General features: G+C 73.3%; 17 protein-coding genes. 7 read left to right on the top strand and 10 right to left on the bottom strand.

The annotated features are described in order from the left end of the window. Positions 1-190 precede the first annotated feature (190 nt). Positions 191-688, top strand: coding sequence for a sigma-70 family RNA polymerase sigma factor (locus AB0I79_RS52545; protein WP_357891201.1), 498 nt, complete (start codon positions 191-193; stop codon positions 686-688). A gap of 34 nt (positions 689-722) precedes the next feature. After that, a complete protein-coding gene (locus AB0I79_RS52540; protein WP_357891169.1) occupies positions 723-1418 on the top strand; it encodes a zf-HC2 domain-containing protein in 696 nt (231 codons plus the stop codon). Positions 1419-1488: 70 nt separating this feature from the next. Here AB0I79_RS52540 and AB0I79_RS52535 read toward each other — a convergent pair whose 3' ends face one another. The 7 genes from AB0I79_RS52535 to AB0I79_RS52505 form a co-directional block, all read right to left on the bottom strand. Beyond that, positions 1489-3774 carry a hypothetical protein gene (locus AB0I79_RS52535; protein ID WP_357891166.1) on the bottom strand — a complete coding sequence of 762 codons (2286 nt, stop codon included), beginning with the start codon at positions 3772-3774 and terminating at the stop codon, positions 1489-1491. Further along, the gene (locus AB0I79_RS52530) at positions 3771-5471 is read right to left on the bottom strand and encodes an ABC transporter permease subunit (protein WP_357891164.1); all 1701 of its coding nucleotides are present in this window, start codon (positions 5469-5471) and stop codon (positions 3771-3773) included. The genes AB0I79_RS52535 and AB0I79_RS52530 overlap by 4 nt, the downstream gene beginning before the upstream one ends. Next, the gene (locus tag AB0I79_RS52525) at positions 5468-6091 is read right to left on the bottom strand and encodes a hypothetical protein (RefSeq protein WP_357891161.1); all 624 of its coding nucleotides are present in this window, start codon (positions 6089-6091) and stop codon (positions 5468-5470) included. The genes AB0I79_RS52530 and AB0I79_RS52525 overlap by 4 nt, the downstream gene beginning before the upstream one ends. Then, entirely contained in the window at positions 6007-6690 is a 684-nt protein-coding gene (locus tag AB0I79_RS52520) for a hypothetical protein (RefSeq protein ID WP_357891159.1), read from the bottom strand. The genes AB0I79_RS52525 and AB0I79_RS52520 overlap by 85 nt, the downstream gene beginning before the upstream one ends. Continuing rightward, entirely contained in the window at positions 6674-7330 is a 657-nt protein-coding gene (locus AB0I79_RS52515; RefSeq protein ID WP_357891156.1) for an ATP-binding cassette domain-containing protein, read from the bottom strand. The genes AB0I79_RS52520 and AB0I79_RS52515 overlap by 17 nt, the downstream gene beginning before the upstream one ends. Positions 7331-7399: 69 nt before the next feature. Continuing rightward, on the bottom strand, positions 7400-7762 hold the full coding sequence (locus AB0I79_RS52510) for a VOC family protein (protein ID WP_357891153.1): 363 nt from the start codon (positions 7760-7762) through the stop codon (positions 7400-7402). Next, complete coding sequence (locus AB0I79_RS52505; RefSeq protein WP_357891150.1) at positions 7759-8367, bottom strand: alpha/beta hydrolase; 609 nt, start codon at positions 8365-8367, stop codon at positions 7759-7761. The genes AB0I79_RS52510 and AB0I79_RS52505 overlap by 4 nt, the downstream gene beginning before the upstream one ends. An 88-nt stretch (positions 8368-8455) precedes the next feature. On the opposite strand from AB0I79_RS52505, the gene AB0I79_RS52500 reads away from it, so the two are divergent. Genes AB0I79_RS52500 through AB0I79_RS52490 form a run of 3 tightly spaced genes read left to right on the top strand, consistent with a single transcriptional unit; the run spans position 8456 to position 10903 of the window. After that, positions 8456-9649 (top strand): FUSC family protein, encoded by a 1194-nt coding sequence (locus AB0I79_RS52500; protein WP_357891147.1) that lies wholly within the window; start codon positions 8456-8458, stop codon positions 9647-9649. 3 nt (positions 9650-9652) lie between these two features. Next, positions 9653-10174: an SET domain-containing protein-lysine N-methyltransferase gene (locus AB0I79_RS52495; protein ID WP_357891144.1), complete on the top strand. Its 522-nt coding sequence runs from the start codon at positions 9653-9655 to the stop codon at positions 10172-10174. Between the two features lie 33 nt (positions 10175-10207). Then, positions 10208-10903, top strand: coding sequence for a hypothetical protein (locus tag AB0I79_RS52490; protein WP_357891141.1), 696 nt, complete (start codon positions 10208-10210; stop codon positions 10901-10903). Positions 10904-10926: 23 nt separating this feature from the next. Here the strand turns inward: AB0I79_RS52490 and AB0I79_RS52485 are convergent, their stop codons facing one another. From AB0I79_RS52485 to AB0I79_RS52475, 3 genes are all read right to left on the bottom strand, one after another. Continuing rightward, complete coding sequence (locus AB0I79_RS52485; protein WP_357891138.1) at positions 10927-11295, bottom strand: hypothetical protein; 369 nt, start codon at positions 11293-11295, stop codon at positions 10927-10929. A 68-nt stretch (positions 11296-11363) separates the two neighbouring features. Beyond that, positions 11364-14837 carry a tetratricopeptide repeat protein gene (locus tag AB0I79_RS52480; RefSeq protein ID WP_357891135.1) on the bottom strand — a complete coding sequence of 1158 codons (3474 nt, stop codon included), beginning with the start codon at positions 14835-14837 and terminating at the stop codon, positions 11364-11366. A 107-nt stretch (positions 14838-14944) separates the two neighbouring features. After that, positions 14945-15637, bottom strand: coding sequence for a response regulator transcription factor (locus AB0I79_RS52475; protein ID WP_357891132.1), 693 nt, complete (start codon positions 15635-15637; stop codon positions 14945-14947). A 176-nt stretch (positions 15638-15813) separates the two neighbouring features. Between AB0I79_RS52475 and AB0I79_RS52470 the strand changes: the two genes are divergently transcribed. Together AB0I79_RS52470 and AB0I79_RS52465 are read left to right on the top strand one after the other, a co-directional pair. After that, positions 15814-16065 (top strand): MoaD/ThiS family protein, encoded by a 252-nt coding sequence (locus tag AB0I79_RS52470; RefSeq protein ID WP_253753138.1) that lies wholly within the window; start codon positions 15814-15816, stop codon positions 16063-16065. 84 nt (positions 16066-16149) lie between these two features. Then, on the top strand, positions 16150-16815 hold the full coding sequence (locus AB0I79_RS52465) for a DUF2993 domain-containing protein (RefSeq protein WP_357891129.1): 666 nt from the start codon (positions 16150-16152) through the stop codon (positions 16813-16815). Positions 16816-16906: the final 91 nt, after the last annotated feature.

The following is a 16906-nucleotide window of genomic DNA, read 5'->3' as shown; positions in this document are numbered from 1 at the left end:
CTCTCCAGGGGACTGAAGCACGATTCAACAGATAAATCTAGCGATATGGCGAGACGGGCAAACTACCCAACCCTGGCCCCGCCTCGTGGCTAGAGTGATAATTCTCAATATCAGCCTACCGAGCGCGATATTTGATGATATCCGCTGCGCGAGGAGCCCCGGAGTGACTCACCGCGTAACCGACGAGGCCATGGTCAGAGCCCTCTACCGCGAATACGGCGCCCCCCTGATGGCCTTCGCCATCAGGCTGACGGGCGGCGATCGCCGCTGGGCCGAGGACGTCGTCCAGGAGACCCTGGTCCGAGCCTGGCGCAACCTCCACGACCTGCGTACGGAGTCCGGTTCGCTGATGCCCTGGCTGGCCACGGTCGCGCGGCGGGTCGTCATCGACAACCGCCGCCGCTCCGGCTCCCGCCCCCTCGACACGGTCGAGGACATCCCCGAACGCGTCATGCCCGTGGCGGCCGAGGACGAGCAGCTCCTGCGGGAGATCGTCGTGACCGACGCGATGATGTCGCTCTCCCCGGCGCACCGGCAGGTGCTCACCGAGACGTTCCTCCTGGACCGCACCGTCCAGGAGGCGGCGGAGACGATCGGCGTGCCCGTGGGCACGGTGAAGTCCCGCGTGTACTACGCCATGCGCGCCTTACGGGTCGCGCTGGAGGAAAGGGGGGTGACGCTGCCGTGATCCAGGTGCGTCACGATGACAGGGGGGTGGCGCCATGACAGAGGTACACCACGAGGACGTGGCCGCGTACGCGCTCGGCCTGCTCAGCGAGGAGGAGCGGGCCGCCTTCGAGCGCCATCTCGACGGCTGCGGGAACTGCGCGTCGGAAGTGGGGTCGTTCGCCGCGATGGGCGAGCTGATCAAGGGCGTCCACCCGGACGACCTGCTGCCCCACCCGCCGGACCCGCAGGTGGAGTCCCTCCTGGTCCACCGCGCCGCCAAGGAGCGCAGGCGCCGCAGCCTCCACCGCGGCCTCATGACCGCCGCCGCGTGCCTCGTGGTCGCGGCCGGCGTCTTCCTCGGCGTCAGCTCCTTCACCAGCGGCCCCAACCCCGACAGCATCCACAGCCCGGCCCGCGCCCTGCTCATGACCGGCCGCACCTACCCCATCAGCGACCCGGCCACCGGCGTGTCCGGGCTCGTCGGCGTGGAGGACAAGGGCTGGGGCACCCACGTCGCGCTGGAGCTCAAGGGCGTCAAGGGCCCGCTGCAGTGCCGGCTCATGGCGGTCGGTGACGACGGGCGCTCGGAGGTCGTCGCGAGCTGGGGCGTGCCCGAGAAGGGGTACGGCGTGCCCGGCTCACCCGACCCGCTGCTCCTGCACGGCGGCACCAGCCTCCCGCAGTCGGAGCTGAACCACTTCACCATCCAGACCTTCGACGGGAGGACGCTCGCGACAGTGGCCGTCTGACGACTGCACATGGCCAACGCACAGGGCCAACGCACAAGGCCAACGCACAAGGCCAACGCACTGGGCCGGCTCACAGGGCCAATAACAGCGCCCGCAGCTCGCTGACCTGCTTGGGCTCGGCGATCCCGTCCCAGGGTGACAGGGCCGCCAGCCCCGCCTCCTGGTGCTCCGCGGCGCGCTCCCGCCGCAACCGGCCCAGGTGCAGGTGGGCCAGCGCGGTGCTCACGCCGGCCGCGGGCAGCCGCGGCTCGGCCTCCTCCAGCAGCGCCACCACCGCGTCCGGCGCGTGGCCGGGATCCTCCAGCATGATCCCGGCCCGGTGCACCAGGCAGCGCGCCCGCCCGAGCTCGTCCGCCGCCCCGGCGTAGAGCCGCTCGGCCTCGTCCAGGTGGAGGCCGGCGTCGTGGCTCTGGCCCAGGTAGTGGTGGGTCAGGGCGAGCAGCTCGCGGGCGTGCGCCTCGGTCGCGGGCTCGCCGGCCCGCCGCGCCAGGTCGAGCGCCTGGAACAGCACCACCCTGGCGTTGGCGTGCAGGCGGCGGGCCTCGGGGCCGCGCCCTTCGTGGTCGAGCGTCTGGCCCCTGCGCATGAGCAGCGCCGCCACGTTCGCCAGCCGGATGGCCTGGCCGAGGACGTCGCCGCCGGCCAGCGCCTGCCCGTACCGGACGAGGGCGGACTCGACGGCGGTGAACTCGTCACCCCCGGCCAGCAGGATCGCCGCGTGCGCCAGGTGCAGGTCCGCCGGCCACGACTCGACCCTGACGCGCAGCGCCGCCGAGCGGTTGAAGTGCTGGCGCGCCTTGCGCGGGTCTCCCGAGGTGAGCAGGATCGCGCACTGGCGCAGCTCGGCCGTGGCCTGCACCGGCTCGTCCCCGAGCGCCTCGGCGGCCCTGGCCAGCTCCGCCGCCGCGCGCAGCCGGTCCTCGTGCCGCTGTTCGAGCCGGAACCAGGTCTCCAGCGCGTCCGCGATCCGCGCGAGCGCGCGCCCGGTCCTGGGCGCGGGCGCCTTGCGGGCCAGCACCTGCAGCAGCACCCGGTCCTCCATTGCGAACCAGGTCCTGGCCTCCTCGGCGGGCAGCCGCCCGGCGTACGAGCCGGCCTGCTCGGCGAAGTGCTCGACCAGCCGCCGCCAGGCCGCCACCTCGCGCGCGGCCTCCCTCGGCGTGCCCTCGGCGCCGCCGCCGCGGAACGCGCTCGACACCCTGACGCGCGTCATCCGCACGTTCTCCACCAGCCCGAGATCGGCCAGCTCCGTGATCGCGTCCGCGGCGGACGGCACGCCGAGCAGCGCGGCGGCGGCCTGGTGGTCCACCTCCGCGATCGGCAGCCCGGCCAGCAGCACGAAGAGCTGCTTGGCCGTCGGCCTGAGCTGCTTGACGCTGAGGTCGAGGACGAAGTCGAGCGTGTCGGAGACGGACAGGCTCCGCAGGTCGTCCACCAGCGTCTGGAGCGGCACGCTCGGATTGCCCGCCAGCCAGCGGCCGACCCTGACGATCTCCAGCGGGCTGCCCAGGCAGACGTCGACCAGCAGCTCCAGCGCCTTCACGTCGTGGGAGACCCGCTCGACGCCGATGTGGCGGGCCAGCAGCGCCTGACCCGCGTCGGGGGCGAGCGGGCCGAGCTGGATGGGCTCGACGTGCTGCGGAGGCGTGTCGGTGAGCGTGCCCGCCACCACGATGTGCGCGCCCGGCACCCGGGTCGGCAGCCATTCGACCTGGCTCCACGAGCTGACGTTGTCCAGCAGCAGCACGCAGCCCGTGCCGGTGAGCGCCTCGATCACCTGCGCGGTCGCGTCCTGGGCCTCCTGGATGCCGCCCGGCGGGCGGTTCAGCGTGCGCAGCACCCGCTGGGCCACGCTCAGCGGCGTCTCCGGACGGTCCCTGTCGGGGCCGCGCAGGTCGGCGTAGCGCTGCTTGCGCGCCTCGCCCGCCAGGTCCCACCCCGCCTGGATGGCCACGGTGGACGTGCCCATGCCGATGCCGCCGTGCACGACGACGATCCCGCGCTCCAGGGCCTCGTCCTTGATCCGCCGCAGCTCGGCGTCCCTGCCCACGAGGCCGTCGATCCGGTCGGGGAACGGCATGGGCGCCAGGACCGGGCGGGGCGCGGGCTCGCGGCGGCGGCGGACCAGGTAGGTGAGCACGCCGGCCACGACCGGCACCACCAGGACGAGGACGATCAGCAGCCAGGTCGGCAGCCCGCCGATGAGCTGCTTGATCAGCTCCTCCTGGAGGATCAGGATCGTGCCGCCCACCGTGAGCACCCCGCCGACCCCCAGTTCGGGCAGGTGCGCGGCGGCCCGCCGGTACAGGCGCGACAGCCGGAAGCTCAGCCGCTCCCTGCGCGAGATGTCCGTCACCGGCGCACCCCCCGGGTCAGCCCCCTGTAGAGCCGGCGCCCGGTCACGGCCAGCACCAGCACGGGCACCGCCGTGGCGATCACGGCCTGCGCCGCCAGCGGGCTCGCGGCGCTCATGAAGTGGCGGGCCTGCTCCAGCAGGATCAGCGGCAGGTGGTCGCCCGACGGCCAGTTGAGCAGCAGCCCGACGACCGCGTCGTTCCAGACCAGCACGAACGCCAGCACCCCGGCCAGCACCACGGCCGGGCGCGCCTCGCGTACCACGTGGAACAGCTCCCAGCGGTCTCGCGCGAGCATGGGGGCGGGCACCCGGACGAACGCGTTGTGCAGCACCAGCACCGCCAGCGGCATCACCAGCGCCGCGTGCACGATGGTCAGCGCGAGCGGGGTGCCGACCGGGCTCAGCCAGCGCTGCAGCGGCACGGCGAACGCCTGCGGCGGCAGCGCCGCCAGGGCCACCGACACCAGCAGGACGGGCCGCCAGGCGCGGCGGGGCAGCAGGTGCTCGTGGGCCAGCACGTACGCGGCCGGCACCGCGGCCAGCAGCACCACGCACACCACCGCGACGGCCCGCAGGAACGTGGTGCCGAGCGCCCCGGTGAATGCGCTGTCGGACAGGGCCTCCGCGTACGAGCCGAGCGTCCACGGCTCGCCGTTCCACCACCCGGTCCGCGCGGCGGCGGTCGGCTCGCGCAGTGACGTGAGCAGCAGCGCCGCGAACGGCAGCAGCCACAACACCGACACCGCGCCGCCGAGCGGCCACAACCGCCGGCCCCGATCGGCCGGCGGGCGCGCCGCCGGAGCCGGGTCCGCCCAGCTCACCCGCCCGCGCAGGCCGAGCAGCGCCGGCGAGGCCAGCCCCGCCACCAGCAGGGACATCAGCACGGCCAGCGCCGCGGCCCCGGCGTCGCCCAGATCGTCGTTGTGCCGCCACCAGTACAGCCCGCCGCCCTCCACCAGCGCCTGCGTCGACCCCGGCACCCCCATCAGCACCAGGTCGAACACGCGGGCCGCCGCCACCAGCGCGAACAGGTACGCCAGCGCGGCCGGCCCGGCCAAAGCGGGCAGCACCACGGACCAGAGCCGGCGCCGCCGCCCCACGCCGAACGCCCTGGCCATGCGCAGCAGGCTCGACGGCAGCCGGGCCAGGGCCTCGTGGAAGACCAGGAACGCGACGCCGGCGTACTGCCAGACGAAGGCCAGCCCGAGCACCAGCCAGATCCAGCCGGGCCCGAGGAAGGCCATGTCCCTGCCCAGCAGGGCGGCGGCCATGCCGCGCTCGCGGCTGGTGTCGAACAGCAGCCGGAAGATCGCTCCCGTGGTGAGCGGGGAGACCACGGCGGGCAGCACCAGGATGACGCGCATGACCAGGCCGAGCGCGGGGCCGGCGTTCCTGACCAGCCAGGCCAGGCCGAGGCCCACCGCGCACACCACCACGACCAGCACCCACCAGATCAGCGAGTTGCCGACCGCCTGCCAGGCCTGGCCGTCGCTCAGCACGTCGGACCAGGCGCCGGGCCTGGAGAAGCTGATGAGCACGGTCGCCAGGAACGGGGCCAGGATCACGCCCGCCGACAGCAGCACCGCCAGCAGCAGATAGCGGGCGGCCCGCCAGCGGCTGAGCCCCTGACCGGCCACCGGCACCCTGGCGTCGTGGTGCGGGGCCACCTCGAACAGGAAGGCGTTCTGCTCGCTCATCGGGCGGCGCCCTCCACGATCTTCTCGCGGGCGGCGGCGGCCGCCGTGGCCGGGGCGACCGTGCCCGCCGTGACGTCGGTGAACAGCTCGGTGAGCACCCGCCACAGCCCGCGCCCGTCACCGCCCTCCAGCCGGCCGATGAGCCGGTCCGACAGGTCGTAGTGGCGGTTCTCCGCCCTGCTCAGCGCCTGTGCGGGCGCGCGCAGCAACGGGTGCGACGGCGCTCTGTACGGGGTCAGGAAGCCGCCCTCGTCCACCCAGTCGGTCAGCGCGTCACGCTCGCCGCTCGCGCGCGGCCTGGTCAGCCAGTTCACGAAGTCGACGGCGTCCTGCCCGCCGCCGCGCATCGCCACCGCCACGTCACCCCCCACCACCAGCGGGGACGGCCCGTTCCCGTGCTGGGGGAAGGGGAAGTGGCGGGCCACGTCCCGGCCGCCGTAGAGCTCGATGACGGGCAGCGCGAAGTCGGGGGCGGCCACCACGTCGGCGGTGCGGTAGCTGAACACGTCGAGGATCGAGTCGTGGAACTGCATGGTCAGTGCCCGCCGGCCCTGGTCGTGGGTGAACGCCTCGCGCCAGATCGTGGCGAGCAGCGTGAGCGCCTCGGTGACCTTGGCCACGCCCCACCACGCCTGGTTACCGCGCTCCGCCGACGGGAAGAGCCCGTCGTACACCTCGGGGCGTAGGCGAGCAGCACGTTCTCGAACCAGTCGCTGAGCACCCACCCGTCGGCCGCGCCGATCGCCAGCGTGCCGGGGCGGGGCTGCCAGGCGGTCAGGCTCGCCGGCGCCCACTGCTCGCCCGTGCGGTGCCACACCAGCGACTTGTTCGCGATCTTGAACCAGGCGCCGAGCTCCTGCCCGCTCCCGTGAGGCGTGACGAGCCGCCGCCAGAACTCCGGCTGCGCGTGCCCGCCGGTCCTGGGCCGGATCCGGGGCTGGACCAGCGGGTCGAAGAGCAGCCCCAGCCGGGGGATGACCGCCACGTCGGGGATGACGTCCTCGGCGGGGCCGCGCAGCAGCGCGCTGATGTTGTCGCCCGCCGAGTAGACGCTGACGGGCCGCCGGTAGCGGGCCACGTACGCGTCCACCACGCGCAGGAAGCGGCGTAACTCCTCGCCGCTCCACACCACCGCCACCCGCAACGGCGGCTGCCCGGCGCAGCCCGCCACCAGCGCGGCCGGGACGGCGGCCAGGAACGCCCTACGGCTCGTCGACATCGGCGATCTCCCAGATGCACGAAGGGGAGGCGAGGCTGGCCACCCGCGTGCCGTCGTCGGTGACGACGAGCACGGCCAGCCCGGGGTCGGCGCCCAGCGCCCCGCTCACCGCCCCGTGGCACGGCCCGCAGCCCGTCCGGTCCTCGATCACCATCACCTTCACCGGCAGCGGCCGGCACAGGACCCGCGCCAGCGCGACGCTCAGCCGCTCGTCGTGGGCCAGCTCGTGCGGCCTGGAGCGCAGGAAGCCCTGGATGTCCATCCGCCTGGCCATGAACGCGATCCGGCCCTGCACGAACGACGGCGCCAGGTCGTCACGGGCGGCCAGCGCCAGGTTCCGCTCGACGGTCAGGTGCGGCAGCAGCCCCGCGCCCGCCGGGACCAGCCCGACCTCGCGCTCCGCCGGCAGCCGCATGGTGATCTCCTGGCCACCGAGCCCGATCCGGCCGCCGACGGGCATCTCCAGGCCGAGCAGGAGGTCGGTGAACGCGTCGGCGTCCGCGGGCCCCCTGGCCACCACCACGGCGGTCTGGCCGGGGTCGAGGGTCAGCGGGTCCGGCGACAGGCGGCGCCGGAGCCCGTGCGTTTCCCAGGTGAGCCCGTCGATCTCCAGAAGTGGCACGTCCGCAACCGCCGTCAAGTCGGGATGTCATCCGCACCTGACGTTCGCACAAACCGTGCATGACTTCAATGTGATCGATCAACACCGCTACGTGTTCAGGAAGAGGCAGAAGGGATGGCCGTCCGGGTCGAGGTGCACGCGCACGTGCTGCTGGGGCTGGAAGCCGGCGACGGTCGCGCCCAGCTCGACCGCCCTGGCGCTGCTCTCGTCGAGGTCGTCCACCTCGATGTCCAGGTGCGCCATCATCTGCTGCGCGCCGGGCCGCGCGGGCCAGGTCGGCCGCACGTACTGGGGGTCGGTCGAGAACGACAGCCCGGCCCCGCCGCCGGGCGGCGCGAGCATCACCCAGCCGGGCTCCTCCTCCCTGACCTGCCAGCCCAGCAGGGCCCGGTAGAAGGCGGCCAGCGCGTTCGCGTCGGGCGACTCCAGGACGGTGGCGGACAGTCTCACATCGGCTCCCGGGGTCCGGAGAAGTACGTGGTGAACCAGTCTCGGGCATGCCCGGCCACGGCCTCCAGCGCGCCGGGCTCCTCGAACAGGTGCGTCGCCCCCGGCACGACCGTGATCCGGCTCTCCGCGCGCAGGCGCCGCCGCGCCTCCTCGTTCAGCCCCACCACGACCGGGTCGCGCCCGCCCACGACGAGCAGGGTCGGCGCGCGTACCGCCGCCAGCCGGTCCCCGGCCAGGTCGGGACGCCCGCCGCGCGAGACGACCGCGGCGATCGCGTTGTCCGGCTCGGCCGCCGCCCACAGGGCCGCCGCCGCGCCGGTGCTGGCGCCGAAGTACCCGATCGGCAGGCCCTTGGACGCGGGCTGCTCGCGCACCCAGGCGGTGCGCTCCAGCAGCCGCTCGGCCAGGAGAGCGATGTCGAAGACGTTCGCCCTGTCGGCCTCCTCCTCGGGCGTGAGCAGGTCGAACAGCAGCGTGCCCAGGCCCGCCTCGTTGAGCGCGCCGGCCACGTAGCGGTTGCGCGGGCTGTGCCGGCTGCTGCCGCTGCCGTGCACGAAGACCACCATGCCCTGAGCGGCGTCAGGAACGATCAGGTCGCCGGACATGTGTCACCCCTCCTCAACTGCCGCGACCCTGCCGCTACCCGATCGAAGGGGGCTCTATCAGCGACGATGCTGGGCAGAGAAACTGGACATGGAGACCGAAACGGGGCGCGGGCGCGAGGTGGCCGGCTCCCCGCTCGAACGCATCGTGTCGGGCGGGGCGGCGGCGCTCTCGCGCGTGCGGAGCATGGGGGTCGGGCGCTGGCTGCGCATGGAGCGGGAGGCGCTGGCGCAGACGGTCAAGGTGACGGGGGCGTGCGCGCTGGCCTGGTGGCTGGCCGCGTACGTGCTCAAGGTGGACCTGCCGGTGCTCGTGCCCATCGGCGTCCTGCTGACGGTCTCCGCCACCGCGTACAGCACGCTCGTCCGCGGCGGCCAGCAGATCCTGGCCGTGGTCGTCGGCGTGGGCGCGGCCACGGCGCTGATCTGGCTGATCGGTGCCAACGTGGTGACGCTCGCCGTGCTGGTGGTGGCGGGCCTGGTCCTGACGCGCCTGCTGAACCTGCCCGCCCAGAACGTGCAGATCCCCATCACGGGGCTGCTGGTGTTCGCGCTCGGCAGCACGTACGGCTTCGCCCGCCTCGCCGACGTGCTCCTCGGCGCCGGGATCGGCATCGCGGCGAACCTCCTGGTCATGCCGCCCCGCTTCGTGGACAAGGCCGGCAAGGAGCTGTGCGACCTGTCCGCCGAGCTGGCCGACCTGGCCGAGGACATGTCGCACGGCCTGCGCGGCGACTGGGACAGGGACATGGCCGGCGACTGGCTGGAGCGGGCGCGCGCCCTGTCGCAGCGCCTGGAGGACACCGAGCAGGCCGCCGAGCAGGCGGCGGAGTCCGTCCGGCTGTCGCTGCGCCGCCGCCGCTACGACCGCCGCCTGCGCCAGGTGGCCGAGGCCGCCACCGCCCTGGACCACGCCTGCCACCAGCTCAGGGGTATTGCCAGGGGGCTGGTGGACCTTATCGCCGGCGTACGCGGGCTGCCCGGCGAGCGCGGCGCGGACCTGCCGGAGCCCCTGGCGGACGAGCTGGCGGCGCTGTCACGCGTGTTCAGGGACTTCGGCATGCTGCAGATCGGCCACGGGCGGCGCGAGGACCTGGAGGACCTGTGCGCCGCGCTCGACGACGGGGAGCACCAGCAGCAGCGGCTGGCCGTGGCGTTCCACCAGACCCGGCACACGGAGCTGCGCTCGCTGCAGGGGGCGCTGCTGGAGGACTGCGCGCGGATCCGCCACGAGTTCGACCCCGACACCGGCCCGCACAGAGCCGCCTTCCCGAGGCAGGATTGACGGATGCTGGAAGATCCGGAGCCCGGCTGCCGGCTCCATCCCGACCTGGAGGTCCGCCCCTCACCGATCTCGGGGGAGGGCCTGTTCGCCACGGCGGCCATCCCCGCCGGCACCGTCGTCTCCCGCATGGGCGGGCGCCTGGTCACCTGGGACCACCTCCAGTCGCTCTTCGCCGACCCCGCGGTCCCCTACGTCGGCACGATCACCGTGACCGCCGGCCTCCACCTGGTCCTGCCTCCCGGCAGCCCCATCGGCAAGGCCAACCACAGCTGCGACCCGAACCTGTGGTGGACCGGCCCCTACACCCTCGCCGCCCGCCGTGACCTCGGTCCGGGCGAGGAGGTCACCAGCGACTACGCCACGAGCACCGCCGACCCCGGCTTCGTGCTGGACTGCCGCTGCGCCACCCCGCTCTGCCGCCGCCGCGTGACCGGCGCCGACTGGCGCCGCCCCGAGCTGCGCGAACGTTACGGCGACCACTGGGTGCCGGCCCTCCTCGCGCTCGTCCGCGACGGTCGCCGCTGATCGGGCCGGTGCTGACCATGGCATACTGCACGGATGTCCGATTTCGCCGAGTTCCGCGCCAGGGGGCGCGCGGCCCTGCTGGCCGGTGAGGCCACTCATGACATCCCCATGGTGGAAGGCGCCATGCGGTGGGGAACCGCGGCCGTGCTGCGCCCCGAGGGCGCGATCGTGGACCGCATGACGGAGCTGGCCGCCACCGTCGACGCCCCCGGCCACTGGGTGCACGGAGGCCGGACCCTGCACGTCACGCTCAGGACGCTGGAGCCGTACCGCACGCACGTCCCCGAGGACGACCCCGCGCGCCGCGCGTACGGGGCCGCGCTCGCCGAGGCGGTGGACGGCCTGCCCCCGGCGGGGGTACGCCTGGCCGGCGTGAGCCCGCACCGGGGCGGCGTCCTCGTCGGCGCCCACCCCCAGGACGACACCCTGGCCACGATCCGCAAGCGCTTCGCCCACGCGCTGGAGTCGCGCGGCGTGCGGGACCTGGAGCGCGGCCGCGTCCGCGACCTCTGGTACGTCAGCCTCGTGCACTTCGCGGCCCCGCTGACGAACGCCCGCGAGATCGTCGAGTGGTGCGACACCCACGCCGACACCGACTTCGGCACGACCGAGCTGCGCACGGCGGAGATCGTCCAGTTCCTGCACACCGGCGGCGGCATCCGCGTCCGCTCCCTGGAAGGCGCCGCCCTGGGCGGAGACGGCGGGGCGTCACCCGGGCCCCGTTCCTGAGGTGACACCCCGCCGCCGGCCCGTCAGCCCAGCAGCAGCGCTGTCACGAAGTGCAGCAGGTGCCAGGCCACGTAGGCGCTCAGCGAGCAGAACGCCCACTCCTTCCCCCGGCTGATCCGCGCGATCCACCGCAGCTCCTCTGCCGGCTCCCGCCGCACCCGCAGGCTCCGCGAGACGAAGTACGCCGCCAGCAGCCACGCGGCTCCGGACCCCGTGACGAGCGCGGCCGAGATCGCCATCAGCACCGGCGAGGCGGAGATCTCGCCGGCGGCGGGAAGCTGGTGGGCCCAGGCCCCCAGGAGCCCGGCGAGCAGCCCGACGGTGATCCGTCTGTCCTTGCGCGCCTGTCGCTTGAGCCACTGAAGGTCTCGCCGCAGATGGTTCTTGAGCATCCGGATCACCTCCGCTGGAGTAGCTGGTGTCACCAGCTAACGGGAGTGTCCGGAGAAGATCTGCGACCTCAGGCCTGAGATTTCACGACTTTTGTCGGCATTTCGTGGAGAAGCCGGAGTTCCTCCGCCACCTGCCTCGCCTCGAAGACGTCACCGACCTCCTCCAGGGTTCGCACGGCCTCGCGCAGATGGGAGACGGCGGCCCACCGGTGCCCGAGCCGGGCCGAGGCCAGCCCCAGCGCCCGCAGCGCGCACCCGAGGTCCCGCCGCGTCCCGCACTCGCGGTGCACGTCCCTGGCCTGCCGGGCGTACGCCACGGCCTCGTCGGTCCTGTCCAGGTCCAGCAGCACCAGGGCGAGCGTGGTGAGCGCCGCCCCCCACCGGTCGCGGGTGCCGGTCTCGTGCTGCAGCTCGGCCGCCTCCCTGGCGGGCTCCAGCGCCTGCGCCGACCGGCCGGCCGCGAGCAGCGCCTGCGCCATCGACAGCAGCGCGCTGCCCCGGTTGTCGCGCAGCTCCTCCCTGATCATCAGCGCCGCCCTGGCCGCCCGCAGCGCCGCCTTGGGCTGCCCCAGCGACAGGTACGTGTACGTCAGCGTCTCCTGCACGTCGGCCTCGACCCGCCGGTTCCCCAGGCCCTGCACAATGTCCAGGGCTTCGAGCGCGTACACGAAGGCCACCTGCGGCCGCCCCTGACGCCGCCGCACCCGCGCGAGCCGGTTCAGCATGCGGGCCTCGATGGGCCCGTCGCGGATCACCCGGCTGATCGCCAGCGCCTGGCTCAGGTAGTCGTCGGCCAGCAGGTAGTCCGACAGCCGCCAGTGCACCAGCCCGATGTCGCCGAGCGTCTCGGCCTTGCCCTGCTCGTGGTGGAGCTCGACCTGCACGGTCAGGGCCTGCTCGTAGTAGGACAGGGCCTCGTCGTAGCGGGAGCCGTTGCGCGCGATGCGGCCGAGCGCGCACAGGGCCCGGCCGCAGCCGTACTGGTCGCCGGTCGCGGTGTAGCCGGCCAGCGCCCGCTCGGCGTCGCGCCGGGCGTCGTGCGGGAGCCTGAGCAGGTCGTAGATCTCGGCCAGGCATAGCAGCGTCTCGGCCTCGGCGTGCTCGTCGCCGAGCTCGTGGCAGATCGACAGCGCTTCCAGGCCCTCCGACAGCGCGGCGTTCGGCTCACCCAGGTTGCGCTGCACGGTGGCCAGGATGATCAGGCTCTGCGCGGTGCCGCGCCGGTCTCCGAGCTCCTCGCGGACGTCGAGGGCCTGGCCGGCGTGGTGCAGGGCCAGCTCGTACCGCTCCTGCGACAGGTGCAGCCGCGACAGCGTGTGCAGGCAGCTCGCCACCCCCGCCGGGTCGTCGATCGCCCTGTAGAGCTCCAGCGCCTCGCCGGCGTAGCGCAGCGCGTCCTCGCTGTTGCCCGCGATGCCGTGCACCTCGGCCAGCTCGTTCAGCGCCCGCGCCTGGCCCTCGCGGTCGCCGAGCTCGGCGAAGTCCGCCAGCGCCTCGCCGATCAGCCTGGCCGCCAGCGTGGAGGGCCCGATGTCCCGGTGGAGGGTGCCCAGGCGGCTGCGCATGAGCGCGATGGCCCGCCGGTTGCTCACCTGCATCGCCGAGGTCAGCCCGCCCTGCTGCACCTCCAGGTTGTTCTCGTAGAACCGCAGCCGCCTGAACGGCTCGAACACGGCCTCGGCCAGCCGCCAGGCCATGCCGTGCGCGCCGCTCTCCCCGGCCAGCCGCACGGCCGAGACCAGCGAGCGCCGCTCGGCCTCGAACCACTCGCGCGGCGTCGCCGGGTCGGTCGCCACCGCCAGGTAGTGGTCGAGCAGCCGCGCCCTGGCCTCCCGCACCCCCGCCTCCGCGTGCCTGCCCAGCTCCCTGGCCAGCCGCTTGACCAGGTCGTGCACCCGGTAGCGCGGCCCGGGCAGCGGCTCCACCAGGTACGCCCGGTGCAGCCCCTCCACCGCGACCACCGCCTCGGCCACCGGCACGCCCAGCGCCGCCGCCAGCACCTCGGGCGTGAAGTCGCGCCCCGGCAGCAGCCCGACGTGCCGGAACGCCCGCCGCTGCGCCGGGCTCAGCGACTCGTACGCCAGGTTGAGCGCCTGCGTGAACGCCTCCTCGGGATCGCCCACCAGCCGCCGGTCGGGCCGGCGCAGCTCCTGCGCCCGGGACTGCACGCTGAGCCCGGGGTTCTCGGCCAGCTTGGCCGCCGAGATCCGCAGCGCGAACGGGTGGTAGGAGCACACCCGCGCCAGCTCGGCCAGCGCGTCGCGGTCGGCGGCCCGCGGCGAGTCCTCGCCGAGCACCGCGACCAGCAGCGCCACCGCGTTGCCCGGGTCGAGCACGAGCAGATCCATCAGGTCGGCGTGCCCGGTGGCGCGCAGCGGCGCCATCCGCGTCCTGCTGGTGACCAGCACCACGCAGTCCTTGCTGCCGGGCAGCAGGGCCCGCACCTGCGCGGGGTCGGCGGCGTTGTCGAGGATGAGCAGCAGCCGGCGCCCGGCGATCCTGCTGCGGTACAGCAGCATCAGCTCGGCCTCGTCGGAGGCGGGCTCGCCGATGCCGAGCGAGCGCAGGATCTGGCCGAGGGCCTCGACGGTGCTCATCGGCGGCTGGCTCGGCGACTGCCCGCGCAGGTCGATCACGATCTGCCCGTCGGGGAACCGCTCGGCGTGCAGATGGCCCCAGTGCGTCACCAGCGCGGTCTTGCCCACGCCCGGCAGGCCCTGCACGACCATCGTGTTCGTCCGCCTGGGCCGCTCCAGCCAGGCGGTGAGCAGGTCCAGGCTCTGCTGCCGCCCGATGAAGTCCGGCATGTCGGCGGGGAGCTGGCGCGGCTTGGGCACCTCGCCCACCGGCAGGGGCTCGGCGGGTCCGGCCGGCCGGATCAGGAACGGCGTCACCCGCCCGGCCCACGGCGCCGACAGGTGCTCCCAGCTCCCGGCGGCGGCCCGCAGCGCGGAGGGGTCGGCGATCCGCAGCCGCCGGTAGCGCAGCCGGACCAGCCAGCGGCGCTGCGTCCACTGCGTGATCTGGCGCTGCACCACGTCGGCGGAGCTGCCCACCAGGCCGGCCAGCGTCTCCATGGTCAGCGGCGGCGCCTGGTCGGAGCCCAGCTCGTAACGCTCGTCCAGGTGCAGCAGCCACACGGCCAGCCGGGCGGCCACGGGGGCGCGGGCCAGCGCCTCGTGCCTGCGCGCGGCCACGTTCCTGGCGAACAGCTCCTGCACCAGCGCGGTCGCCACGGCCGGGCCGGCGGAGGCGTGCTCGCGCAGCCGCCGCAGGTCGATGGGCCAGACGCGCACCTCGGTCAGCGCGTCCACCCTGACCCGGTCGGCGGGGCTCCAGAAGGCCAGCTCGCCGACGAGGTCGCCGGCGCCCCGCAGGTCGTGCAGGGCCTCGCGCCCGCCCGCCGGGGTGTACTCGCGGGCGTAGCCCGAGTCGATGAGGTAGACGTTGTGGTCGGCCCGCGACGGCGAGCACATCATCTCGTTGCGGTGGTAGACGCGCGGGCGGGCGCCCTCGTCGACCAGCGATCTGAAAAGGCCCACCCGGACACCACCCCTTCAGGACGGCGGTGTCCTCGACATGACAGCAGCGCGACGGCGCGTACGACGACTTGTCACATCAGTGGAGCGCAGCGGGAACCCGCTGTCAATCAGACGTTGGCGGTGTCGGTGCGGTCGGGCACGAAACGGTAGCCGACGTTGCGCACCGTGCCGATCAGCGACTCGTACTCCGTGCCCAGCTTGGCGCGCAGCCGCCGCACGTGCACGTCGACCGTCCTGGTGCCGCCGAAGTAGTCGTAGCCCCAGACCTCCTGCAGCAGCTGGGCGCGGGTGAAGACCCTGCCGGGGTGCTGGGCGAGGTACTTGAGCAGCTCGAACTCCTTGAACGTGAGGTCGAGCACGCGCCCGCGCAGCCGCGCGGTGTAGGTGGCCTCGTCGATCGACAGGTCGCCGCTGCGGATCTCGTCGGGCACGTCCTCCGTCGCGGCCTGCGAGATGCGGCCGGTGGCCATGCGCAGCCGTGCCTCCACCTCGGCCGGCCCGGCGCTGTCGAGCAGCACGTCGTCCACGCCCCATTCGGCGGTCATCGCGGCGAGCCCGCCCTCGGTCACGATCACCAGGAGGGGGCAGTCGATGCCGGTGGTGCGGATCAACCGGCACAGGCTCTTGGCCTGCACGAGCTCCTTGCGCGCATCGACGATGACGGCGTCGGCGGGAGGGGTGTCGATGAGGGCGGATGCCTCCGCCGGGGCGACGCGGACCGAGTGGAGCAGCAACCCCAGCGCCGGTAGCACCTCGGCGGACGGCTCGAGGGCGTTGGTCAGCAGGAGCAGGTTGCTCATTACGGCCTCCTCAAACACGCAAGGACCCGGGGGCTACGTCGCCCAGGTCCTGTAGGCGAGGATATCCCACGAGTAAGTCGCGTCCATTGCGCGTCCAGCAGGTGAACAGCGCGTCTCCTGGAACAAGCTCGTTAAGGGCGACGCACAATAGTGGGGAAAGGATTGTGAGGCACGGTATGGCCACGGGAAAAGTGCGTTATTGGGCGGCTGCCAAGGAAGCGGCAGGAGTGGCCGAGGAACCGTTCGAAGCGGTCACTCTTGGTGAACTCATGACCAAAATCACACAAAATCGGTCAGAGCTGGCACGGGTCGTGCGAAGATGCTCGTTCCTCGTGGACGGCTCCCCGGTGGGCAAGCGGCCCCACGGCGAGGTGGTCCTCGGCGAGGGCGCGACCGTGGAGGTGCTCCCGCCCTTCGCCGGTGGGTGAGCAGTCAGGTGAGTGAGTGCTTTGCGGGGGAATGAGGATGCCAGTCGGTAGTCTCTTGATCCCCCGCTCGAGACAGGGAGCTCCATGCGCAAGCTGATCGTCTTTCTGATCGTGCTCGGCATTCTCCTTGTCGCCGTCGATCGGGTCGCCGTGGCCGGCGTCGAGCGCGATCTGGCCAACCGCATCGCGGCGACGGCCGACCTCTCCGGCACGCCGACCGTGACCATTGAGGGCATCCCCTTTCTCACTCAGGCCGTCTCCGGGCACTATCCGGAGGTACGGTTCGATCTCGGCACGTTCACGTACGGCGACGTGCCGGTCAGGAACCTGCGGGGCGCCGCCTACGACGTGACGGCCCCCCTGGCCGACATCATCCAGAACAGACCCGACATCCGGGCCGGTCGCGTGGCCATCAGCGGCACCCTCACCAGGGCCACGATCGACAAGTACGCCCCGCAGGGCGTCAAGATCGGCGGGAACGGGCGGCGGCTCACCGCGTCGGGCGAGGTCACGATGGGGGCGAACAAGGTGCGGTTCAACGCCGAGATGCGGGTCGAGCTCGCCGACGGAGGGATCAAGATCCAGGCGGAGAAGATCGAGGGCGTGCCCGACCAGGTCGCCCGGCTGGTCTCCTACACCATCCCGTTCCAGGGCAAGCTGCCCTTCGACGTGAAGGTGACCGGGGTCAAGAGCGTGGCCGACGGCCTGGAGTTCTCGGCCGAGGCGGCTGACGTGCCGATCCGTGGATGAGATTGAACCGCTCGCTCCCGGCGTACGTGAAGAGGGGCGTGAGCGACCAGAGCGAGCGAGCCGACCGGCGCAGCAGCAGGCTCACGGACCC

It is taken from the genome of Nonomuraea sp. NPDC050202 (assembly GCF_040656115.1).
Lineage (GTDB): Bacteria > Actinomycetota > Actinomycetes > Streptosporangiales > Streptosporangiaceae > Nonomuraea.
The sequence above is the reverse complement of the archived record's forward strand: the minus strand, read 5'-3'. Positions and strand labels throughout refer to the sequence as shown.

Excerpts from the sequence above, each read along its gene's own strand:
- AB0I79_RS52465 (WP_357891129.1), top strand. The coding sequence starts at position 16,150 with ATGCGCAAGCTGATCGTCTTTCTGATCGTGCTCGGCATTCTCCTTGTC.
- AB0I79_RS52540 (WP_357891169.1), top strand. The coding sequence starts at position 723 with ATGACAGAGGTACACCACGAGGACGTGGCCGCGTACGCGCTCGGCCTG.
- AB0I79_RS52545 (WP_357891201.1), top strand. The coding sequence starts at position 191 with ATGGTCAGAGCCCTCTACCGCGAATACGGCGCCCCCCTGATGGCCTTC.
- AB0I79_RS52495 (WP_357891144.1), top strand. The coding sequence starts at position 9,653 with ATGCTGGAAGATCCGGAGCCCGGCTGCCGGCTCCATCCCGACCTGGAG.
- AB0I79_RS52530 (WP_357891164.1), bottom strand. The coding sequence starts at position 5,471 with ATGAGCGAGCAGAACGCCTTCCTGTTCGAGGTGGCCCCGCACCACGAC.
- AB0I79_RS52490 (WP_357891141.1), top strand. The coding sequence starts at position 10,208 with ATGTCCGATTTCGCCGAGTTCCGCGCCAGGGGGCGCGCGGCCCTGCTG.
- AB0I79_RS52505 (WP_357891150.1), bottom strand. The coding sequence starts at position 8,367 with ATGTCCGGCGACCTGATCGTTCCTGACGCCGCTCAGGGCATGGTGGTC.
- AB0I79_RS52520 (WP_357891159.1), bottom strand. The coding sequence starts at position 6,690 with ATGTCGACGAGCCGTAGGGCGTTCCTGGCCGCCGTCCCGGCCGCGCTG.
- AB0I79_RS52485 (WP_357891138.1), bottom strand. The coding sequence starts at position 11,295 with ATGCTCAAGAACCATCTGCGGCGAGACCTTCAGTGGCTCAAGCGACAG.
- AB0I79_RS52475 (WP_357891132.1), bottom strand. The coding sequence starts at position 15,637 with ATGAGCAACCTGCTCCTGCTGACCAACGCCCTCGAGCCGTCCGCCGAG.
- AB0I79_RS52470 (WP_253753138.1), top strand. The coding sequence starts at position 15,814 with ATGGCCACGGGAAAAGTGCGTTATTGGGCGGCTGCCAAGGAAGCGGCA.
- AB0I79_RS52500 (WP_357891147.1), top strand. The coding sequence starts at position 8,456 with ATGGAGACCGAAACGGGGCGCGGGCGCGAGGTGGCCGGCTCCCCGCTC.